The 16,943-nt window shown below is 69.9% G+C and carries 14 protein-coding genes; 9 read left to right on the top strand and 5 right to left on the bottom strand.

The window, feature by feature from the left end; all coding sequences use genetic code 11:
- Positions 1-115: 115 nt before the first annotated feature.
- The 6 genes from AB0B64_RS03990 (at position 116) to AB0B64_RS03965 (ending at position 6,765) form a co-directional block, all read left to right on the top strand.
- A complete protein-coding gene (locus AB0B64_RS03990) occupies positions 116-910 on the top strand; it encodes an NAD(P)-dependent oxidoreductase (RefSeq protein ID WP_357946896.1) in 795 nt (264 codons plus the stop codon).
- Between the two features lie 239 nt (positions 911-1,149).
- Positions 1,150-2,124: a sugar ABC transporter permease gene (locus AB0B64_RS03985; protein ID WP_357946899.1), complete on the top strand. Its 975-nt coding sequence runs from the start codon at positions 1,150-1,152 to the stop codon at positions 2,122-2,124.
- A complete protein-coding gene (locus AB0B64_RS03980; protein WP_358174457.1) occupies positions 2,108-2,977 on the top strand; it encodes a carbohydrate ABC transporter permease in 870 nt (289 codons plus the stop codon). The genes AB0B64_RS03985 and AB0B64_RS03980 overlap by 17 nt, the downstream gene beginning before the upstream one ends.
- Positions 2,978-3,012: 35 nt before the next feature.
- Complete coding sequence (locus tag AB0B64_RS03975) at positions 3,013-4,287, top strand: extracellular solute-binding protein (RefSeq protein ID WP_357946904.1); 1,275 nt, start codon at positions 3,013-3,015, stop codon at positions 4,285-4,287.
- Positions 4,288-4,349: 62 nt separating this feature from the next.
- Positions 4,350-5,630 carry a Gfo/Idh/MocA family oxidoreductase gene (locus AB0B64_RS03970; protein WP_357946907.1) on the top strand — a complete coding sequence of 427 codons (1,281 nt, stop codon included), beginning with the start codon at positions 4,350-4,352 and terminating at the stop codon, positions 5,628-5,630.
- A 46-nt stretch (positions 5,631-5,676) separates the two neighbouring features.
- Positions 5,677-6,765, top strand: a complete 1,089-nt coding sequence (locus tag AB0B64_RS03965) for a dienelactone hydrolase family protein (protein ID WP_357946910.1) — start codon at positions 5,677-5,679, stop codon at positions 6,763-6,765.
- Here AB0B64_RS03965 and AB0B64_RS03960 read toward each other — a convergent pair.
- Genes AB0B64_RS03960 through AB0B64_RS03945 form a run of 4 tightly spaced genes read right to left on the bottom strand, consistent with a single transcriptional unit; the run spans position 6,742 to position 11,445 of the window.
- Positions 6,742-8,634 carry a DUF6807 family protein gene (locus AB0B64_RS03960; protein WP_357946913.1) on the bottom strand — a complete coding sequence of 631 codons (1,893 nt, stop codon included), beginning with the start codon at positions 8,632-8,634 and terminating at the stop codon, positions 6,742-6,744. The two genes, AB0B64_RS03965 and AB0B64_RS03960, sit on opposite strands and share 24 nt — an antisense overlap.
- A 2-nt stretch (positions 8,635-8,636) precedes the next feature.
- On the bottom strand, positions 8,637-9,668 hold the full coding sequence (locus tag AB0B64_RS03955) for a mandelate racemase/muconate lactonizing enzyme family protein (RefSeq protein ID WP_358174455.1): 1,032 nt from the start codon (positions 9,666-9,668) through the stop codon (positions 8,637-8,639).
- A 14-nt stretch (positions 9,669-9,682) separates the two neighbouring features.
- Entirely contained in the window at positions 9,683-10,561 is an 879-nt protein-coding gene (locus AB0B64_RS03950) for a 5-dehydro-4-deoxyglucarate dehydratase (protein ID WP_358174452.1), read from the bottom strand.
- The gene (locus AB0B64_RS03945) at positions 10,558-11,445 is read right to left on the bottom strand and encodes an NAD(P)-dependent oxidoreductase (RefSeq protein WP_358174449.1); all 888 of its coding nucleotides are present in this window, start codon (positions 11,443-11,445) and stop codon (positions 10,558-10,560) included. Before AB0B64_RS03945 ends, AB0B64_RS03950 begins: the two co-directional genes overlap by 4 nt.
- A gap of 221 nt (positions 11,446-11,666) precedes the next feature.
- Between AB0B64_RS03945 and AB0B64_RS03940 the strand changes: the two genes are divergently transcribed.
- Positions 11,667-12,638 (top strand): LacI family DNA-binding transcriptional regulator, encoded by a 972-nt coding sequence (locus tag AB0B64_RS03940; RefSeq protein WP_357656179.1) that lies wholly within the window; start codon positions 11,667-11,669, stop codon positions 12,636-12,638.
- Positions 12,635-13,576, top strand: a complete 942-nt coding sequence (locus AB0B64_RS03935; protein ID WP_358174446.1) for an aldose epimerase family protein — start codon at positions 12,635-12,637, stop codon at positions 13,574-13,576. Before AB0B64_RS03940 ends, AB0B64_RS03935 begins: the two co-directional genes overlap by 4 nt.
- Here the strand turns inward: AB0B64_RS03935 and AB0B64_RS03930 are convergent.
- Positions 13,558-16,026, bottom strand: coding sequence for a SpoIIE family protein phosphatase (locus AB0B64_RS03930; protein ID WP_357946927.1), 2,469 nt, complete (start codon positions 16,024-16,026; stop codon positions 13,558-13,560). The genes AB0B64_RS03935 and AB0B64_RS03930 overlap by 19 nt on opposite strands.
- A gap of 194 nt (positions 16,027-16,220) precedes the next feature.
- On the opposite strand from AB0B64_RS03930, the gene AB0B64_RS03925 reads away from it, so the two are divergent.
- Entirely contained in the window at positions 16,221-16,868 is a 648-nt protein-coding gene (locus AB0B64_RS03925; RefSeq protein ID WP_357946929.1) for a response regulator, read from the top strand.
- The last annotated feature ends 75 nt before the right edge of the window (positions 16,869-16,943 follow it).

Raw genomic sequence — 16,943 nt, 5'->3', positions numbered from 1 at the left:
TGGACACCTGTCGCAGACGTGGAGCCTGTCCGTGTGAACGTAACGAGTGACGTAGGTCACGGTCAATATTCAGGAATGTGAATTTGGACCAGAGTTGTGTACAACAATGAGCCATATGCGCATTCTCATGACCGGCGCCGCCGGCAAGGTCGGTACGTTGCTCCGCCCCCGCCTCGCCCGCGACGGGCGTACGCTGCGCCTGTCCGACCTCCACCCGTTGGAGACCGCGCCTGGCGAGGAGATGGTGACGGCCGATCTCGCCGACGAGGCGGCCATGGCCGAGGCGATGAAGGGCGTCGACGCGGTGATCCATCTGGGCGGTCAGAGCCGGGAGCATCCGTGGGCCGACATCGTGCGGGCCAACATGGACGGCATGCACGTCCTGCTCGAGGCCGCCCGGCGGGAGGGCGTCGAGCACCTCGTGCTGATGGGCAGCCACCACGCGGCCGGCTTCCACACCCGCCCGGCCGATGGCGCGGAGCTGCCCGACTACGCCTTCCCCCGGCCCGACACCTTCTACGGTGTGAGCAAGGTCGTCATGGAGGCCCTCGGCAGCCTCTACCACGACAGGTTCGGCATGAACGTGACCGTGATCCGGCTGGGCACCTGCAACGAGGCTTCGGGTGACACGCGCGGCCTGGCCACCTGGATCTCCCCTGACGACCTCGCCCGCCTGGTGGAGGCCGCGCTGACCGCGCCCGGCTACCACGTCGTCTGGGGCGTCTCCGACAACGCGCGCCGCTGGTGGTCGCTGGAGGAGGCCCGGTCGATCGGGTACGTCTCGCGGGACGACTCGGAGGGCCAGGCCGCCGCGCTGATCGCCGAGCAGGGCGAGCCCGATCTGAGCGAGCCGCTGCATGACCGCGCGGGCGGTGTCTTCACGCTGAAGGACCTCGGAGGCAAGTGGTAGGACGTTTCGCCAGCGTGACGTGCCTATAGGGCGCTGTGCAACCGGTTGTATTCAACCACCCAACATTCATCCGACCCTTTGCTCTCGACCATTGATTGAACTGGAAGAACATAGATCACGATATGTCGATAACAGCTATGTAACGTCTGCAAAGGGTTGACGAAACTTTTGGCACACCTATAGGAAGGCGCTATCCCATCCCGCCGAGCCGGGCAAGCCCTGATACGAGGGGTGCATGAATGTCTGTAACCCCGGACAGCGCGGTTGCGACCGTGCCACCACGCGCGCAACCGCCCGGTGGGCGTCGCCGCACCTCACCCGTTAACGCTCACAAACGGCGTGAGGCCCGCACGGCTTACGTCTTCCTCGCCCCATGGTTCATCGGCCTGTTCGTCATCACCATAGGCCCGATCCTGGCGTCGCTCTACCTGTCGTTCACCGACTACAACCTGCTTGAAGCGGCCAAGTGGGTCGGGTGGGACAACTACCACAAGCTCTTCACCGTCGACACGCGCTTCCTCACCTCGCTGAAGGTGACCACGATCTACGTGGTCGTGTCGGTGCCCTTGCAGCTGGCCTTCGCGCTGGCCCTGGCCTTGGCGCTCGACCGCGGGCTGCGTGGTCTGTCGTTCTACCGCTCGATCTACTACCTGCCGTCCCTGCTCGGTGGCAGCGTGGCGATCGCCATCCTCTGGCGCAAGCTCTTCGGTAGTGACGGCCTGGTCAACGCCGTGCTGGACGTCTTCGGCATCCAGGGCGCCGGTTGGGTCTCTGACCCCGACACCGCGCTCGGGACGCTGATCCTCCTGCACGTGTGGACGTTCGGCGCGCCCATGGTGATCTTCCTGGCGGGGCTGCGGCAGATCCCGCAGAGCTACTACGAGGCGGCGGCGGTCGACGGGGCGAGCAAATTGCGGCAGTTCCGCTCGATCACGCTGCCCCTGCTCACGCCGATCATCTTCTTCAACCTCGTACTCGAAGTGATCAAGTCGTTCCAGTCCTTCACCCAGTCGTTCATCGTCAGCAGCGGCACGGGTGGTCCGGTCGACTCCACGCTCTTCTACACGCTCTACCTGTATCTGAAGGGCTTCAAGAGCTACGAGATGGGCTACGCGGCCGCCATGGCCTGGGTCCTCCTGCTCATCATCGCCGGCCTGACCGGCGTGAATTTCCTCGCGTCGAAGTATTGGGTCTTCTATGGCGACACGAAGTAAGCCGCTGCCGCTGCTGTTCCGCCCGCTTCCGCGGGGCAGCCGCGTCCTCAAGCACATCCTGCTGATCGGCTTCGGCCTGGTCATGCTCTATCCGCTGCTCTGGATGGTGTCCAGCTCGCTGAAGCCGGAGGACCTGATCTTCCGCGAGCCTGGCCTGTGGCCGAGCAGCTTCACGCTGGAGAATTACAGCGAGGGCTGGACCGCGCTCAAGCACTCCTTCGGCTACTACCTGTGGAACTCCGCCGTCCTTACGGGCTTGACCGTGGTGGCGAATCTGGTCGCCTGCTCGCTGGCCGCCTACGCCTTCGCCCGGCTGGACTTCCCGCTGAAGAAGCTCTGGTTCGCGGTCATGCTCGGCTCGATCATGCTGCCGTACCACGTGACGGTCGTGCCGCAGTACATCGTGTTCTCCAAGCTGGACTGGATCAACACGATCTGGCCGCTGATCGTGCCCAAGTTCCTGGCCACGGACGCGTTCTTCATCTTCCTCATGGTCCAGTTCATCCGGACCCTGCCGAGGGAGCTGGACGAGGCCGCGGCCATCGACGGCGCGGGCTACTGGCGGGTCTTCCTCCAGGTGATTCTCCCGCTCTGCACCCCGGCGCTCGCGACGACCGGCATCTTCACTTTTATCTGGACGTGGAATGACTTCTTCAGTCAGAACCTTTACCTGACAAACTCGGACAATCTCACAGTGGCCGTTGCACTCCGCTCCTTCCTAGACTCCAGTGGCGAGTCGTCGTGGGGCCCCATGTTCGCGATGTCGATCGTGTCATTGGGGCCGATCTTCGGCTTCTTCCTTGCCGGTCAGAAATATCTGATTCGTGGTGTAGCTACCACCGGACTGAAGTAACACCCCCCCGCAACTCTTCACCAGGAGGTAGAGCTGTGAAGCCTAGGATGATGTGGACCGTCGCCCTGCTGTCGGCTGCCGTCATGACGGCAGCCGCCGGCTGTGGCGGCGGTAGTGGCGACAAGGCGAGCGGCGACAAGATCCATCTCCGCTTCTCCTACTGGGGCAGCGACGCGCGGCAGAAGCTCACCGAACAGGTGATCAAGAAGTTCGAGGAGAAGAACCCGACCATCGACGTCGAAGGCGACTTCTCCAACTGGGAGAGCTACTACGAGAAGCTGGCCACCAAGGTGGCGGCCAACGACTCGCCCGACGTCATCAGCATCGAGATCCGCGGCCTGAGCGAGTACGCCGGCCGCAACGCCCTGGCCGACCTGGCGGGCAAGGTCAACACCGCCGACCTCGACCAGCAGGTGCTCACCAGCGGCCAGGTCGACGGCAAGCAGTACGCCATCCCGAGCGGCGTCAACACCTTCTCGATGCTCGTCAACAAGTCGGCGCTGGAGAAGGCCAAGCAGAAGCTGCCCGACGACAAGTCCTGGACCTGGGACGACTGGATCAACCTGGCCAAGCAGATCTCCGCGGCCGGTAACGGGGTCAACGGCGCCGAGTACAACTACAACCCCGCCTGGCTGCAGATCTTCGCGGCCCAGCGCGGCGAGAAGTTCTACGACGGCAACAAGATCGGGGTTACGCCCGAAACGCTCAAGGCGTGGTGGGGCATCCACCAGCAGCTCATTCAGACCAAGGGCTCCGCAGACGCCGCCAAGAGCGCCGAACTGATCTCCGTGGGCCCCGAGCAGTCGCTGCTGGCCACCAACGCGGGCGCGATGGGCATGTGGTGGAGCAACCAGCTCAACGCCCTGTCCAAGGCGTCGGGCCAGGAGCTGACCCTGATGCGGATGCCCAAGACCGCGGGCGCGACCACCGGCGGCATGTTCCTGCAGCCGTCGATGTTCTACACGGCCTCCGCCAAGTCCGACCACCCCGCGGAAGCCGGCAAGTTCATCGACTTCCTGGTCAATGACCCGGACGCGGCCTCGATCCTGCTGAGTGACCGCGGCCTGCCGACCAACGCCAAGGTGCTCGCCGCCGTGAAGGGCAAGCTGCCGGCCGTCGACCAGAAGACGCTGACCTTCATCGACGCCGTCAAGGGCGAGCTGAGCCCGATCGTCGCCCCGCCGAAGGGCGCGCTGCAGATGGAGGACATCCTCAAGCGCAACAGCGAAGAGGTCCTCTTCGGCAAGACGACACCGGACGCCGGCGCGCAGAAGTTCCTGACCGAAGCCAACGCGGCCATCGCCGGCTGAGGTCTGATCCAGGCTGGGGGCGCGACAGCCCCCAGCCCCACTCCACGACTCGGGGAGAGAAGTTGAGCACCAGGTACGCCTTCGTCGGACTCGGCCATCGCGCCCAGATGTACGTCGACGCCCTGCTGGGTGACTGGCGGGACACCGGTACGATCGTCGGCCTCTGCGACGTCAACCAGACGCGCATGAACTACTACGTCGAGCGCATCGGCCAGCAGGTGCCGTGCTTCGCCCCCGACGAGTTCGGCAAGCTGCTGGAGCTGGCCGACGCGGTCGTGGTGACCACGGTGGACGTGACGCACGCCCGCTATGTCGTCGCCGCCCTCGACGCGGGGCTCGATGTCATCGTGGAGAAGCCGCTCACCATCGACGCCGAAGGCTGCGAGGCCATCGCCGCCGCCGCCGAGCGCAACCCGGGCAAACTGGTGGTCACCTTCAACTACCGCTACTCACCGCGCAACTCGGCGGTCAAGAAGCTGATCAGCGAAGGCGCGATCGGCGACGTCACCTCCGTCCACTTCGACTGGGCACTGGACACCATCCACGGCGCCGACTACTTCCGCCGCTGGCACCGCGACAAGGCCAACTCCGGCAGCCTGCTGGTCCACAAGTCCACCCACCACTTCGACCTGGTCAACTGGTGGCTCGCGGCGGCGCCCGAGCTCGTCTTCGCCCAGACCGACCTGCGCTTCTACGGTCAGGCCCTGCCCCGGGGTCCGCGTCCCGCCCGCGGCCAGGGCGCGCCCGGCCTCGGCACCGACCCGTTCATCCTGGACATCTCCACCGACGAGCGGCTCAAGCGCCTCTACCTGGACGCCGAGCACGAGGACGGCTACATCCGCGACCAGGACGTCTTCGGGCCGGGCGTGACGATCGACGACAACATGTCGGTTCTGGTCCGCTACGCCAACCGGGCCATGCTCACGTACTCCCTCACCGCGCACGCCCCGTACGAGGGCTACCGCGTCGTCTTCAACGGCACGGAGGGCCGGATCGAGCTGGACGTCCTTGAGCGGCCCTGGACCCCGGCGCACGCCGCGATCGACCCGAGCGCCGCGGGCAAGGAGCACATGGCCGGCGCCGGGGAGAAGCTCATCCTGCACCGGCACTGGCAGCAGCCGGAGGAGATCGCCATCGAGCAGGGAGAGGGCGGTCACGGCGGCGGCGACCGGCTGCTGCTCGACGACGTCTTCCGCGGCCCGGGTGACGACCCGCTCGGGCGCCCGGCGGGTTACCGCGACGGCATCCGCAGCGTACTGGTCGGCGTGGCCGCCACTCGCTCGGCCAGCACCGGCACGCCCGTCCGCCTGACCGCCGACGGCACCCGCCTCCTCGGCGCCTGACCGATGCGTGAGCTGCGCCATCCCGGGCCGTTCTCTGGGCTGACCGATGCCTGAGCTGCGCCACCTCGGGCCGTTCTCCGGTCTGGCCGAGCTCGCGGAGCGCCGGCACGGCCTGTTTCCCGAGGCCGCGCCCGGCCCCGCGCTCAGGAAGGCCGCCCGCGAGGCCATCGGGACGCTCGACCTCGCCGTACAAGACGTGCGGGTCGAGCGCTCCTGGACGACGAGGGACCTCAGCGGTGAGGAGCTCTCCTGGTCGGTGGGGTTCGGCCCGCGCACCCACGCCTACCTGCTCAAGCCCCGCGACGCGGTAGGACCGCTGCCCGGCGTGCTCGCGCTGCACTGCCACGCGGGCATGAAGTGGGCGGGCAAGGAGAAGATCGCGGACGGCCCCGAGCCGGCCACGCCCGAGGTGCTGCGGCTGCGCGAGCAGATCTACGGCGGCCGGGCCTACGCGAGCGAGCTGGCCAGGCGGGGCTTCGCCGTACTCGTCCCCGACGTGATCGGCTGGGGCAGCCGCCGCTTCGACCCGGCGGACATGCCCGAGCGCGTGCTCGCCCACGCGAACGATCCCGTCATGTCCGAAGCCGACCGCTACGACGTCGCGGCCGGGCACCACGAGCACGTGCTGGAGAAGTACTGCACCCTGCTCGGCACCTCGCTGGCCGGCGTGGTGGCGGGCGAGGACCTGGCCGCCGCGGCCTACCTGCGCTCGCGCCCCGACGTCGGGCGGATGGGCTGCGTGGGGCTGTCAGGGGGCGGCCTGCGGGCGGCGCTGCTCGGCGCGTTCGACCCCGGCGTCGACGCGGTCGCCGTCGCCGCGATGGTCTCCACCTACCGCGAGCTCCTGGACGGCTACGTCGCCGGGCACACCTGGATGTTCTACCCGCCCGGACTGTCGCGCGTCTGCGACTGGCCGGCGCTGGTCGCCGCCCGCGCGCCAGAACCGCTCCTGGTCATGTACGGCGAGCGGGACCAGCTGTTCCCGCCGGCCGGGATGCGCGCGGCGCACGAGGCCATCGCGCGCCGCCACCCGGACGGCGGCTACGAGGGGGTCTTCTTCGACGCCCCGCACGCCTTCGACGTCCCCATGCAGGAGCACGCCTTCACCTGGCTAGAGCGCCACCTCGGCGGCTAGCCCGGCCGCCTCGGCGGCGGACAGGCGCCCGTCGGCCACGACCACGGACACGCCCCTGGTCAGCTCGTCCTCGAAGACCAGCGGCGTGTCCCAGGCCAGCGCGGTGCCCACACCGGGATACTGCGCCACCCTGACGAACCACGGATCGTCCCCCGCCCGGACGAACACCAGCGTCCAGTCCTCGCCCGCCAGCGCCAGCCAGGGCGCCCGGGAGCCGTGGACCCGCTCCTCGCCGTCCTCTGACGAGGTGAACGCCCGCAACCCCGGCGACCCCGCCGGCGCCCGCCAGAAGAAGCCGCCATAGCCCGCCCCGGTCCGGCCCTTGGTGGCCGAGCTCTGGATCGTCAGTGGCGCGCCCGTGAGGTTGCGCAGCGTGAAGCCGAAGTCCAGCGCCCAGCCCCGCGACAGCGGGACGGCCCGCACGGTCCGCTCCTCACGCACCACCGGCTCCTCGCCCGGCCGCTGCCACAGCAGCGTCTCGGCGAAGCCCGAGGAGTCGCGCCCGGTGAACGACACATGCCGCTGGATCCCGTGGTCGTCCAGCCACTGAGGCCCCTGGTCCCTGACGAACGTTCGGCCGCCCCAGAAGTTGCGCCCGCCGACATCGGTGACGGCCACCCCGGCGCCGAGGTGGTGCGGATGGTCCGCGGGCTGCAGCTCGGTCACCACCGTGCCGCCCAGCGTGCGGACCGGGTGGAGATAGGGCCGCGGGGCCGCGGTGATCGGCAGGTCGGGCCGCGTGACGTACTCGGCCACCACCTGGTCGGCCACCATCAGCGGCACGGCCCAGCTCACGCCCAGCTCGGAGAAGAGCTCCAGCCGCTCGGCGCAGGACTCGACCACCTGGGCGATGCCGGGCAGCACCGGCCCCTCACCGGACAGGTCCTGGTGGTCCCGGGAGATCGGCAGCGGATCGGGCGCGACCCTGATGGCCTCCAGAACCTCCATGAACGCCCCGGTCCGGTGGATCGGCACGATCAGCTCGGCTCCGGAGCGTACGTGCTCGGCGAGGTTCTCCAGCAGGTCGGCCCGGGGGAAGCGGCGCACGGGGCCGTCGCCGACGCGGACCTCGTCCACCGTGTACGTGAACGTGATCGTGCCCCGTTCGCCATGAACGACCACGTACGGCTCGTCGCGCCCGGTGGCGCAGAGCGTTACGGCGGCCACGATCGGCGGCCCGTCCGCCAGGTGGACGCGGATGGCGGAAGTGTCGTCCGACTCGATGGCGTTGGCGTGGAACAGCTCCGCCTCGACCGACGTGACCGCGCCGCGCTCCTCGGCGCCCGCCACGGCGAGGGCGGTGGCGACGGCGTGCGCGAACGGGTTGGTCAGCGCGCCGTCCACGATGTCCACGCCGTCGAGCCGGCGCCGCCCCGACCAGGAGCTGCGGGTGAAGTAGGAGGCGGGCCGCGGCCACGCCCCCGCCACCCCGATGCCGGTCACGCGGCCGATCGTGTCCTCGGCGATCAGCCGGCGCACCTCCGGCAGGGCCGCGGACGCGAGGCTCTGGAAGCCCACCTGGCAGGCGAGACCGGCCTCGGCGGCGGCCTGCTCCATGCGCTCGAAGTCGGCGAGCGTGGCCGCCGTCGGCTTCTCCACCAGCACGTGCGCGCCGGCCGCCAGAGCCGCCAGCGTCAGGTCCGCGTGCGTCGGGATCGGGGTCGCCAGGATGGCGATCTGCGCGCCGGTCCGCTTGATCAGCTCGGGCAGGTCGGTGGAGAACTCCGGCGTGCCGAGCCCGTCGAGGTCTTCGGGGGAGACCGGCCGCACGTCGCAGACGCCCGCCAGCTCGATCTGGCCGGCCAGCTTCCGCAGCCGGTTGAGGTAGTGGGCGCCGAACCCGTGTGCTCCGGCGAGTACGACCCGCATGCTCATCTCCAGTGGAGGCCGAGCCCCCGGTGCTCACCGACGCGCACCTTCGCGTCGCTCACGTGGACGGGATACGGCTCGGCCAGCAGCCCCAGCGCGGCGAACGAGGCGTCCTCGACCTCCTCGGCCATGCACGGCAGCGGCAGAGCCAGCGCGAGCTGCGCCGACAGGTCGGGCAGCAGGTGCGGGTAGACCGGTACGTCGAACGTCCGGGCCAGCTCGGTGATGCGCAAGAACGGGGTGATTCCCCCCACCCTGACCACATTGGGCTGCACGATGTCGCAGGCCCCCGCCGTCAGCAGGTCGCGGAAGCCGTAGACGGTGTAGACGTTCTCGCCGACCGCGATGGGCACGTCCACGGACCGCCGCAGCTCCACGTGCGCGGCGACGTCGTCGGCGGGCAGCGGCTCCTCCAGCCAGTGCAGGTCGTACGGGGCCAGCGCCTCGACGGCGCGACGGGCCCGGTGCAGGTCCCAGCGCTGGTTGGCGTCGATCATCAGCAGCGTGCCGGGGCCGACGACCTCGCGGACCGCGGCCACCCGCTCGACGTCCTCGGCGAGGTCGGGCCGGCCCACCTTCATCTTGATCCCGGGATAGCCCGCGGCCTTCCACCGCCCGGCCTGGGCGACCAGCTCCTCCAGCGAGTAGTGCAGGTTCACCCCGCTGCCGTACACCGGCACCGTGTCCCTGCGCCGCCCCAGCACGTCGGCCAGGCCGCGCTCGCCGCAGCGCAGATCCCACAGGGCCAGGTCCACCCCGGCAAGCGCGACGGTGGTGATCCCGCCGGGCCCGGCCTCGCGCAGGTGCCGCCAGAGCCGGTCCCACACCACCTCGGGGTGCGGGTCCAGGCCGATGACGGCCTCGCGGATGTCGTTCTCCAGCAGCGCCTGTACGGCCCGCGCCCCGATCTGCGGCGTCCAGGAGAAACCGGTGCCCGTGCGGCCGTCGTCGAGCGTGAGCTCCACGACCATGACGTGGTTGACGGGCACGTCCGGCCCCCACGGCCTGGACAGCTCGGCGGTGTGAGCGCTCACTTTCAGGTCACGGATCATGAGACGCCTGCCAGCGACCGCCCGTGTTCGATCAGGGCCTTCAGCTCGGCCACGTGCTCGGGCGAGGCGTCGACCAGGGGCGGGCGTACCGGGCCCGCGTCCAGGCCGCCGAGCCGTACGCCGGCCTTGACCAGGGAGACGGCGTAGCCGGGGACCTTGGAGCGCAGCCTTACAAGCGGCTCGTAGAACTCGGTGAGCAGGTGGTCGGCGCCGTTCAGGAACGCGGTGGCGATCTCCGGCGCGAAGGCGAAGACGGCGGAGGAGTAGAGCTCCACGCCGATGCCCCGGTAGGCGCCCATCGTCAGCTCGGCCGTCGGCAGCCCGTTGAAGAACCTGAACTCCTCGCCGATCTCCCTGCGCACCGCCAGCACCGTGCGCTGGATGAGGTCGATGTCGCCCAGGCCGTCCTTGAGACCGATCACGCCCGGGATCCTGGCCAGCGCCACGACCTGCTCGGGGGTGGGTGCCACCGCGTCGCGCTGGTAGATGATGACCGGCAGGATCGCGGCGACCGCGCGTACGTAGGCGGTGAAGCCCTCGTTGGGGCCCTTGGCCAGGTAAGGGGGCATGAGCAGCAGGCCGTCGGCGCCCGCCTCGCGGGCCGCGCGGGCCTGGCCCAGCGCCGCGCCGAGCGGACCGCCGGCGCCCGCGAACACCGGCACCTGGCCGGCCGTGGTCTCGACGGCCACTCGGACGGCGGCGGCGTGCTCCGCCTCCGACAGCGCGGGGAACTCACCCGTGCCGCAGGCCGCGAACACCGCGCCAGGGCGGTGTTGGAGCCCGCGCCTGATGTGCTCGGCCAGCACCTCCTCGGCCAGCCCGTGGTCGGGGTCGAAGGGGGTCACGGGGAAGAAGAGGACTCCGCTGAGGTTCATCCGGTCTCCAGTTCGGTGTGCCACGATCTCTTGGGCGTCCAGCCCAGCATCCGCCCGGCCTTGGCGGAGGTGAAGGCGGGAGCGGTCCCGGTGAGGTTCGCGGCCGCGGCGGCGGTCGAGGGGATGACGGCGGGGAGCAGCTCCGCCAGGGGCTCGCGGGCCAGCGCGTCGGCCGCCCCCGCGAAGAACACCTCGCCGTTGGGCAGGTCGGGCAGGCGTTCGAGGAGCACCGAGATCAGGTCGGAGGCGTCCCTGGCGTCGAGGTAGTTGAACAGCGAGGCCCCGGCGATGTCCGGCCGGTCCAGCCGTTCGACGATCGTGTGGCCCGACTGGGTGGGCGCGCCCGCCCACTCCTCGGGAGCCACCACGAAGCACGGCCGCACCGCCGCGAACCGTGTCTGCGAGCTGCGCGCGAACGACGCCATCGTCTGCTCGGCCACGACCTTGGACAGGTTGTAGGCGTTCCACGGCGCGACGGGGTGCTCCTCGTCGATGGGCAGATAGCTGGGCGTCCAGCCGCCGGGCGCGCCGTAGCCGATGACGGTCGGGCTGCTGGCCACGACCACCTTGCCGACCCCGATGCTGCTCGCGGCCGCGCACACGTTGAAGGCGAGCTGGGTGTTGGTACGGAAGGTCAGCCCGTCGGTACGGCTGAACGGGGTCGCGATGGCGGCCAGGTGGATCACGGCGTCGGGCCGGAAGCGGGCCATGACGTCATACGCCTCGCCCAGGTTCGTCAGGTCGGCGGGCAGGGTGACCGCGGCCTCGGGGGGAGTGCCCGGTGTGACGTCGATGCCGATCACCTCATGACCGGCCTGAGCCAATGAGGCGACCACGCTGCGCCCTAGCCGGCCGGCGCTGCCGGTCACCAGTGTTCGTGTCATCGGTCGTTCACCACTCCTGCTTGGGATACGGCAACCGGTTGCAGAAAGTATCGAGGCGGGGCCGGGATAACGTCAAGCGGCATGGCCTTCTCTCCCCAGGCGGTCTGGCCATATGAAGAGATATGGTGGGGATTTAGGTGAAAAATCCGGCGGGGATGGCTGATTGACAGTGATACAAACGATTGCACTAAAGTACTAGGTACGGTCGGAGGAGGCCAAGCGTGGCGGTGACGATTCGTGACGTGGCTGAAGCGTCGGGCGTGCATGTTTCCACGGTGTCCCGGGCGTTCTCCGCGCCCCACCTGGTCAACCCCGAGACGCGCACCCGCGTGCTCGCCATCGCCGAGGATCTCGGCTACCGGCCCAACCGCGCCGCGCGGGCGCTGACCACGGGCCGCACCCACAACATCGGCCTCATCGTGGCCGACATCGCCAATCCCTTCTTCCCGCCGCTGATCAAGGCCGCCCAGGCGCAGGCCAGGCTCCGCGACTACCACGTGTTCGTGGCCGACACCGACGAGGACCCGCAGGTCGAGGAGGATCTGATCCAGACCCTCACCAAGCAGGTCGACGGCGTGCTGCTGTGCAGCCCGCGCCTGACGAACCGGACGATAGAGCGGCTGCGCGAGGAGGTGCCGTTCGTCGTGGTCAACCGCCGGGCCAAGGGCATGCCGACCGTGCTCATGGACGTGGGCCGCGGGGCCAGGCAGGCCGTCGAGCACCTCACCGCGCTCGGGCACCGGCGCATCGCGCTGGTCACCGGGCCCAGCGGGTCGTGGACCAGCAAGGAGATGCAGGAGGCGGCCGCCGCGATGAACGACGTGGACGTCGTCTTCCTCGGCCCCAACCCGCCGACGGAGCTGGGCGGCCTGGCGGCGGCCACCGATGTCATCGCCTCGGGCGCGACGGGCGTGCTGGCCTACAACGACCTGGTGGCCATCGGCCTCATCGAGGGGCTCGCCGAGCGGGGCAAGAGCGTCCCCGGAGACGTCAGCGTGATCGGCGTGGACGACATCGTGCCGGGCCGGCTGAGCCGCCCGAAGCTGACCACGATCGCCATGCCCACCGCCGCCGCCGGCCGCATCGCCGTAGACCTGCTGCTCCAGTCGGTCGACTCGGCGGCCACCGCCGCCGCCACGATGCTGGAGACGGCCCTGATCGTCCGCGAGTCCACGGGAAAGGCACACAGATGATGTTCGGAACGCTGCCGTCGGGTGAACAGGTCGAGCGCCTCGAGCTGTCCTCGGGACGGCTGCGCGCGAGCGTGCTCACATACGGCGCCATCCTGCAGTCGCTGGAGGTGTCCGGCGTCAACGTGGTGCTCGGACTGCCCACGCTGGAGGACTACCTCACCCGCAGCCGCTACTTCGGCGCCGTCGTCGGCAGATACGGCAACCGCATAGCGGGCGGCCGCTTCACCCTCGACGGGGTCGAACACCGCCTGCCGCTCAACAACGGGCCCAACAGCCTGCACGGCGGCAACCGTGGCTTCGACCGCAAGGTGTGGACGGTCGCCGAAGCCACCGACTCCTCCGTGACGCTCACGCTGACCAGCCCCGACGGTGACCAGGGCTATCCCGGCACGCTGACCGCCTCGGTCACCTACACGCTCGAAGACGACGCCCTGCGTCTGGACTACACGGCCGAGACCGACGCGCCCACCGTCGTCAACCTCACCAACCATTCCTACTTCAACCTGGCCGGCAGTGGCGACGTGCTCGGGCACGTGATCCAGATGGACGCCGAGCACTACCTGCCCGTCGACGACGACAAGATCCCCACGGGCGAGCCGGCGCCGGTCAAGGGCACGGAGTTCGACTTCACCACGCCGCACGCGGTGGGCGAGCGCTACGACGGCGGCTACGACCACTGCTTCGTGCTCGACGGCGGCATCCGGGTGACCGAGCCGGTCGGTGGCCTGACCATGGAGGTCACGACCACCGAGCCGGGGGTCCAGTTCTACGCGGGCGGCATGCTGGACGGCGTCGCCACGCCGTACGGACCGCACGCGGGTCTGTGCCTGGAGACGCAGCACTTCCCCGACTCGCCCAACCAGCCGCAGTTCCCCTCTACCGTGCTGCGGCCGGGCGAGACCCGCACCTCCACGACCTCCTACCGGTTCACCACCTGACCGCCTGCCCGCAGCGCGGTCGTGGCGCGGAGCACCAGGAGCGCCACGTCGTCGTTCGACGGCTCGGTGGCGAACGACTCGACCGCCTGCCGGATCCGCTCGGCCACGGCGTGCGCGCTCAGCCCCGAGCAGCCCGACAGGATCGCGGTCAGCCCGTCGTCGTCATCGAGCAGCCGGTTGCCGTCTCGCCGCTCGGTGACGCCGTCGGTGACGCACAGCAGCAGCTCCTCGGGCAGCAGCTCGAACGTCTCGGTGTAGAACCGCGCGTCGCCGTCGATGCCCAGCAGCAGTTGCGAGGTGGCGACGGGCTGGACCTCGCCGTTCGCGCGCAGCAGCAGGGGCGGGGGATGGCCCGCCGAGGCGAGCGTGCACAGCGCGCCGCCCTGGGGCAGCGGCGTCAGCTCGCCGCAGAGCAGGCTGAGGAAGCGGCCGTCCTCGCCCTCGTCGAGCAGCGTCTGGTTGAGCCGGTCGAGGATGTCGGACACGGTGTAGTTCTCCTTGGCCAGCAGCCGTACGGCGTGGCGGGCCAGCCCGGTCACCGCGGCGGCCTCCGGACCGCTGCCGCAGACGTCGCCGAGGGCGAAGCACCAGTGGTCGCCGACGGTGAACAGGTCGTAGAAGTCGCCGCCGACGTGCGCGCCCTCTCCGGCGGGCTCGTAGACGACCGCCGACTCCAGCCCCGGCATCGGCGCCACCCGCATGGGCAGCAGGCTGCGCTGCAGCACTCGTGACGTGGTCGCCTGCCGCGAGTAGAGCATGGCCGTGTGGAGGTTGAGCGCCACCAGGCGGCACAGGTCGGCGAGCAGGTCGGCCAGCTCCAGCGGAAGCGTCGGCTCGACGCGCCCGATCACCAGCGCGCCGTGCGAGCGGCCCTGGGTGAGCAGCGGGAACGACAGCACGCTCTCCGGCCCGACCGGCCAGGTCACCTCGCCCAGCGCCGAACGCGGGATGACGGGCAGGGCCTGGCGCAGGTCGGCGTTGTGGCGTTCCTCGCTGTGCCACACGTGCGCGAGCCTGGTCATGCCCGCCAGGTCGGTCAGGTAGACCGCCGCCCAGGTGGCGATCTTGGGTACGACCAGCTGGGCCGTCAGAGCCGCGATCAGCTCCTCGTCGTGCACGCCCGCCAGCAGCTCGCCGGCCTCCGCGAGGAACGACAGCCGGCCCCGGTGCGCCCGGTCGCGCTCGGCCAGTCGCTCGCGCTGCACGGTCACCGCCACCTGGTCCGCGATGTGCTGCAGGCTCGCGGTGAGCGCCTGGTCGAACCGGCCGGGCTCGGCGGCGGTCGCCACGAGGTAGCCGGTCACCTCGCCCGCCACCATGAGCGGCGCGCACGCCAGCGACCTGGCCTGGAGCCGCTGGGCCAGCTCGACGTCGGTGGCCAGCAGGTCGTCGAACATCGCCGGCGCCTGCTGCTCCACGCCGAACACGCCCGCGCCCACCACCCCCACCAGCCCCGCCGTCGCCCCGGTGCCCGCCGCGACGCCGAACCGGTTGCCGCCCTCGGCCCGTACCAGCACATAGGCGGCGTCGGCCGCGCTGGACAGCTGGACGATCTGCGCGATGGTGTCGAGCAACTCGTCCAGCGGCATGTCGTGGTCGAGCAGGTCCTTGATGCGGCCGCCCTGCTCCCGCTTGAGCGGGGCGGGCGGGGAGGCCAGGACGTAGCGGTGGTCGCTGGACACCACGATCCAGATCGACCGGCGGTCCTGCGCGCGGCCGTCGGTGCGCAGGTGGGAGATGTAGACCGGGAGCAGGTCCCCGTCGCGGTGCCGCATCCTGGACTCGCCGCGCCAGCGGCCCAGGCCGAGCGTGTCCGACAGCGACAGCGCGCACGGGCCGTGCCTGCGCCAGGCGACCAGATCCGCCAGCGGCTCGCCGGCGACCTGGGCGGCGGACCAGCCGAGCAGTGCCTCCGCCTCGGCGTTCCAGGAGACGATCCGGCCGTCGAGGTCGCTCACGATGACGGCGACGTGCAGGGTCTCCGTGGAGGCCGCGACCGAGGCGGCCTTCGCGGCGGGGATGCCGGAGGCGCTCTCGTGGCCGCACCCCTTGTCGAGCTCCATGCGGACCCAGACCCGCTTGGCCGCGCCCGTGTACGTGACGCCCCAGGCGTCGGCGAGCATGCCCGCCAGCGCCAGACCGCGCCCGCTCGTGGCCATGCCCTCAGGCGGCGACTCGGCGGCCGGCACGATCAGGGTCGGGTGATGATCGTCGACCTCGATCTCCAGCCTGGTCGGGACGGCGTTCGGGTCGAGCCGGCAGGTCAGCTCCAGCCCCGTGCCCGCGTGCACCACGGCATTGGTGACGAGTTCGCTGGTCAGCAGCACGGCGTCTTCGGTGAGGTGGCTCAGCTGCCATTCGCCGAGCACCTGACGTACGAAGCGCCGCGCGGCCGCGGGGGCCTGCGGGGTGCCGTCGAAGGCCGTGCTCGACACGCGGGTCGTGTCCACTATGCGTCCTAGAACATCACTCGATGTGGCAGTTCGGTCACTCTCAGAGTGGCAGACTGGACGGCTCCAATACCCCCCAGTTGCAAAGAAGGCCTCCATGGTCGTGCTGTTGGACCCGCTGGAGGTGAGGTATGGACGGGTCTCGGGGGACTCGGGCGGCCTCAGGTGGTCTGGGGGGAGAAGGAAGGATTGTGATGAATCGCCAGGTGAAGATCTTGCTGGTCGACCACAAGGACGAGAGCCTGGTCGCGCTCGAGGCGGTCTTACGCCCGCTTCAGCAGCAGCTGTTCAAGGCCAGATCGGGGCAGGAGGCCATGAAGCTGATGCTCCGCCACGACTTCGCGGTGGTGCTGCTCGACGTGCTCATGCCCGGCATGGACGGCGTGGACGGCACGCAAGGCATGGACGGTTTCGAGACGGCGACGCACATCAAGCGGTTCGACCAAGCGGGTGACGTGCCCATCATCTTCCTGACCGGCACCGAGCCGGGATCCGGCGCCGCGTTCCGGGGTTACGCCGTGGGGGCGGTCGACTACATCGCCAAGCCGTTCGATCCGTGGGTGGTGCGGTCCAAGGTCGCGGTCTTCGCCGAGTTGTTCCGCAAGAACGCGGTGCTGCGCGAGCAGACGGCCCTGCTGGGCGACCTCGTGCGGAACGACGTGGCGCAGTCGAGGAACGCGCGGGTGCTGTGCGGATTCTCCGAGCGGCTCGGCGCCGTCGAGGCGCGGCTCGGCGAACTGGCCGGCTCCTGCGCTGGCGACGAGGCAATGAGGGAAGCGATCAGGGACATGGCCGAGCTGGTGGCCGGCATGCAGGCGGCCTTCGACACGGTTCGATTGTGACGGGTCCGGGGTAAGAGAGCTTTCGCACGCCGCCTTCACGCGTGTTCGGCGAGCCTGTGTGCGTTCCGCGGTGTC

This window comes from Nonomuraea sp. NPDC049129 (assembly GCF_040648495.1).
Taxonomy (GTDB): Bacteria; Actinomycetota; Actinomycetes; order Streptosporangiales; family Streptosporangiaceae; genus Nonomuraea.
This window is presented reverse-complemented; position numbering and strand designations above follow the sequence as displayed.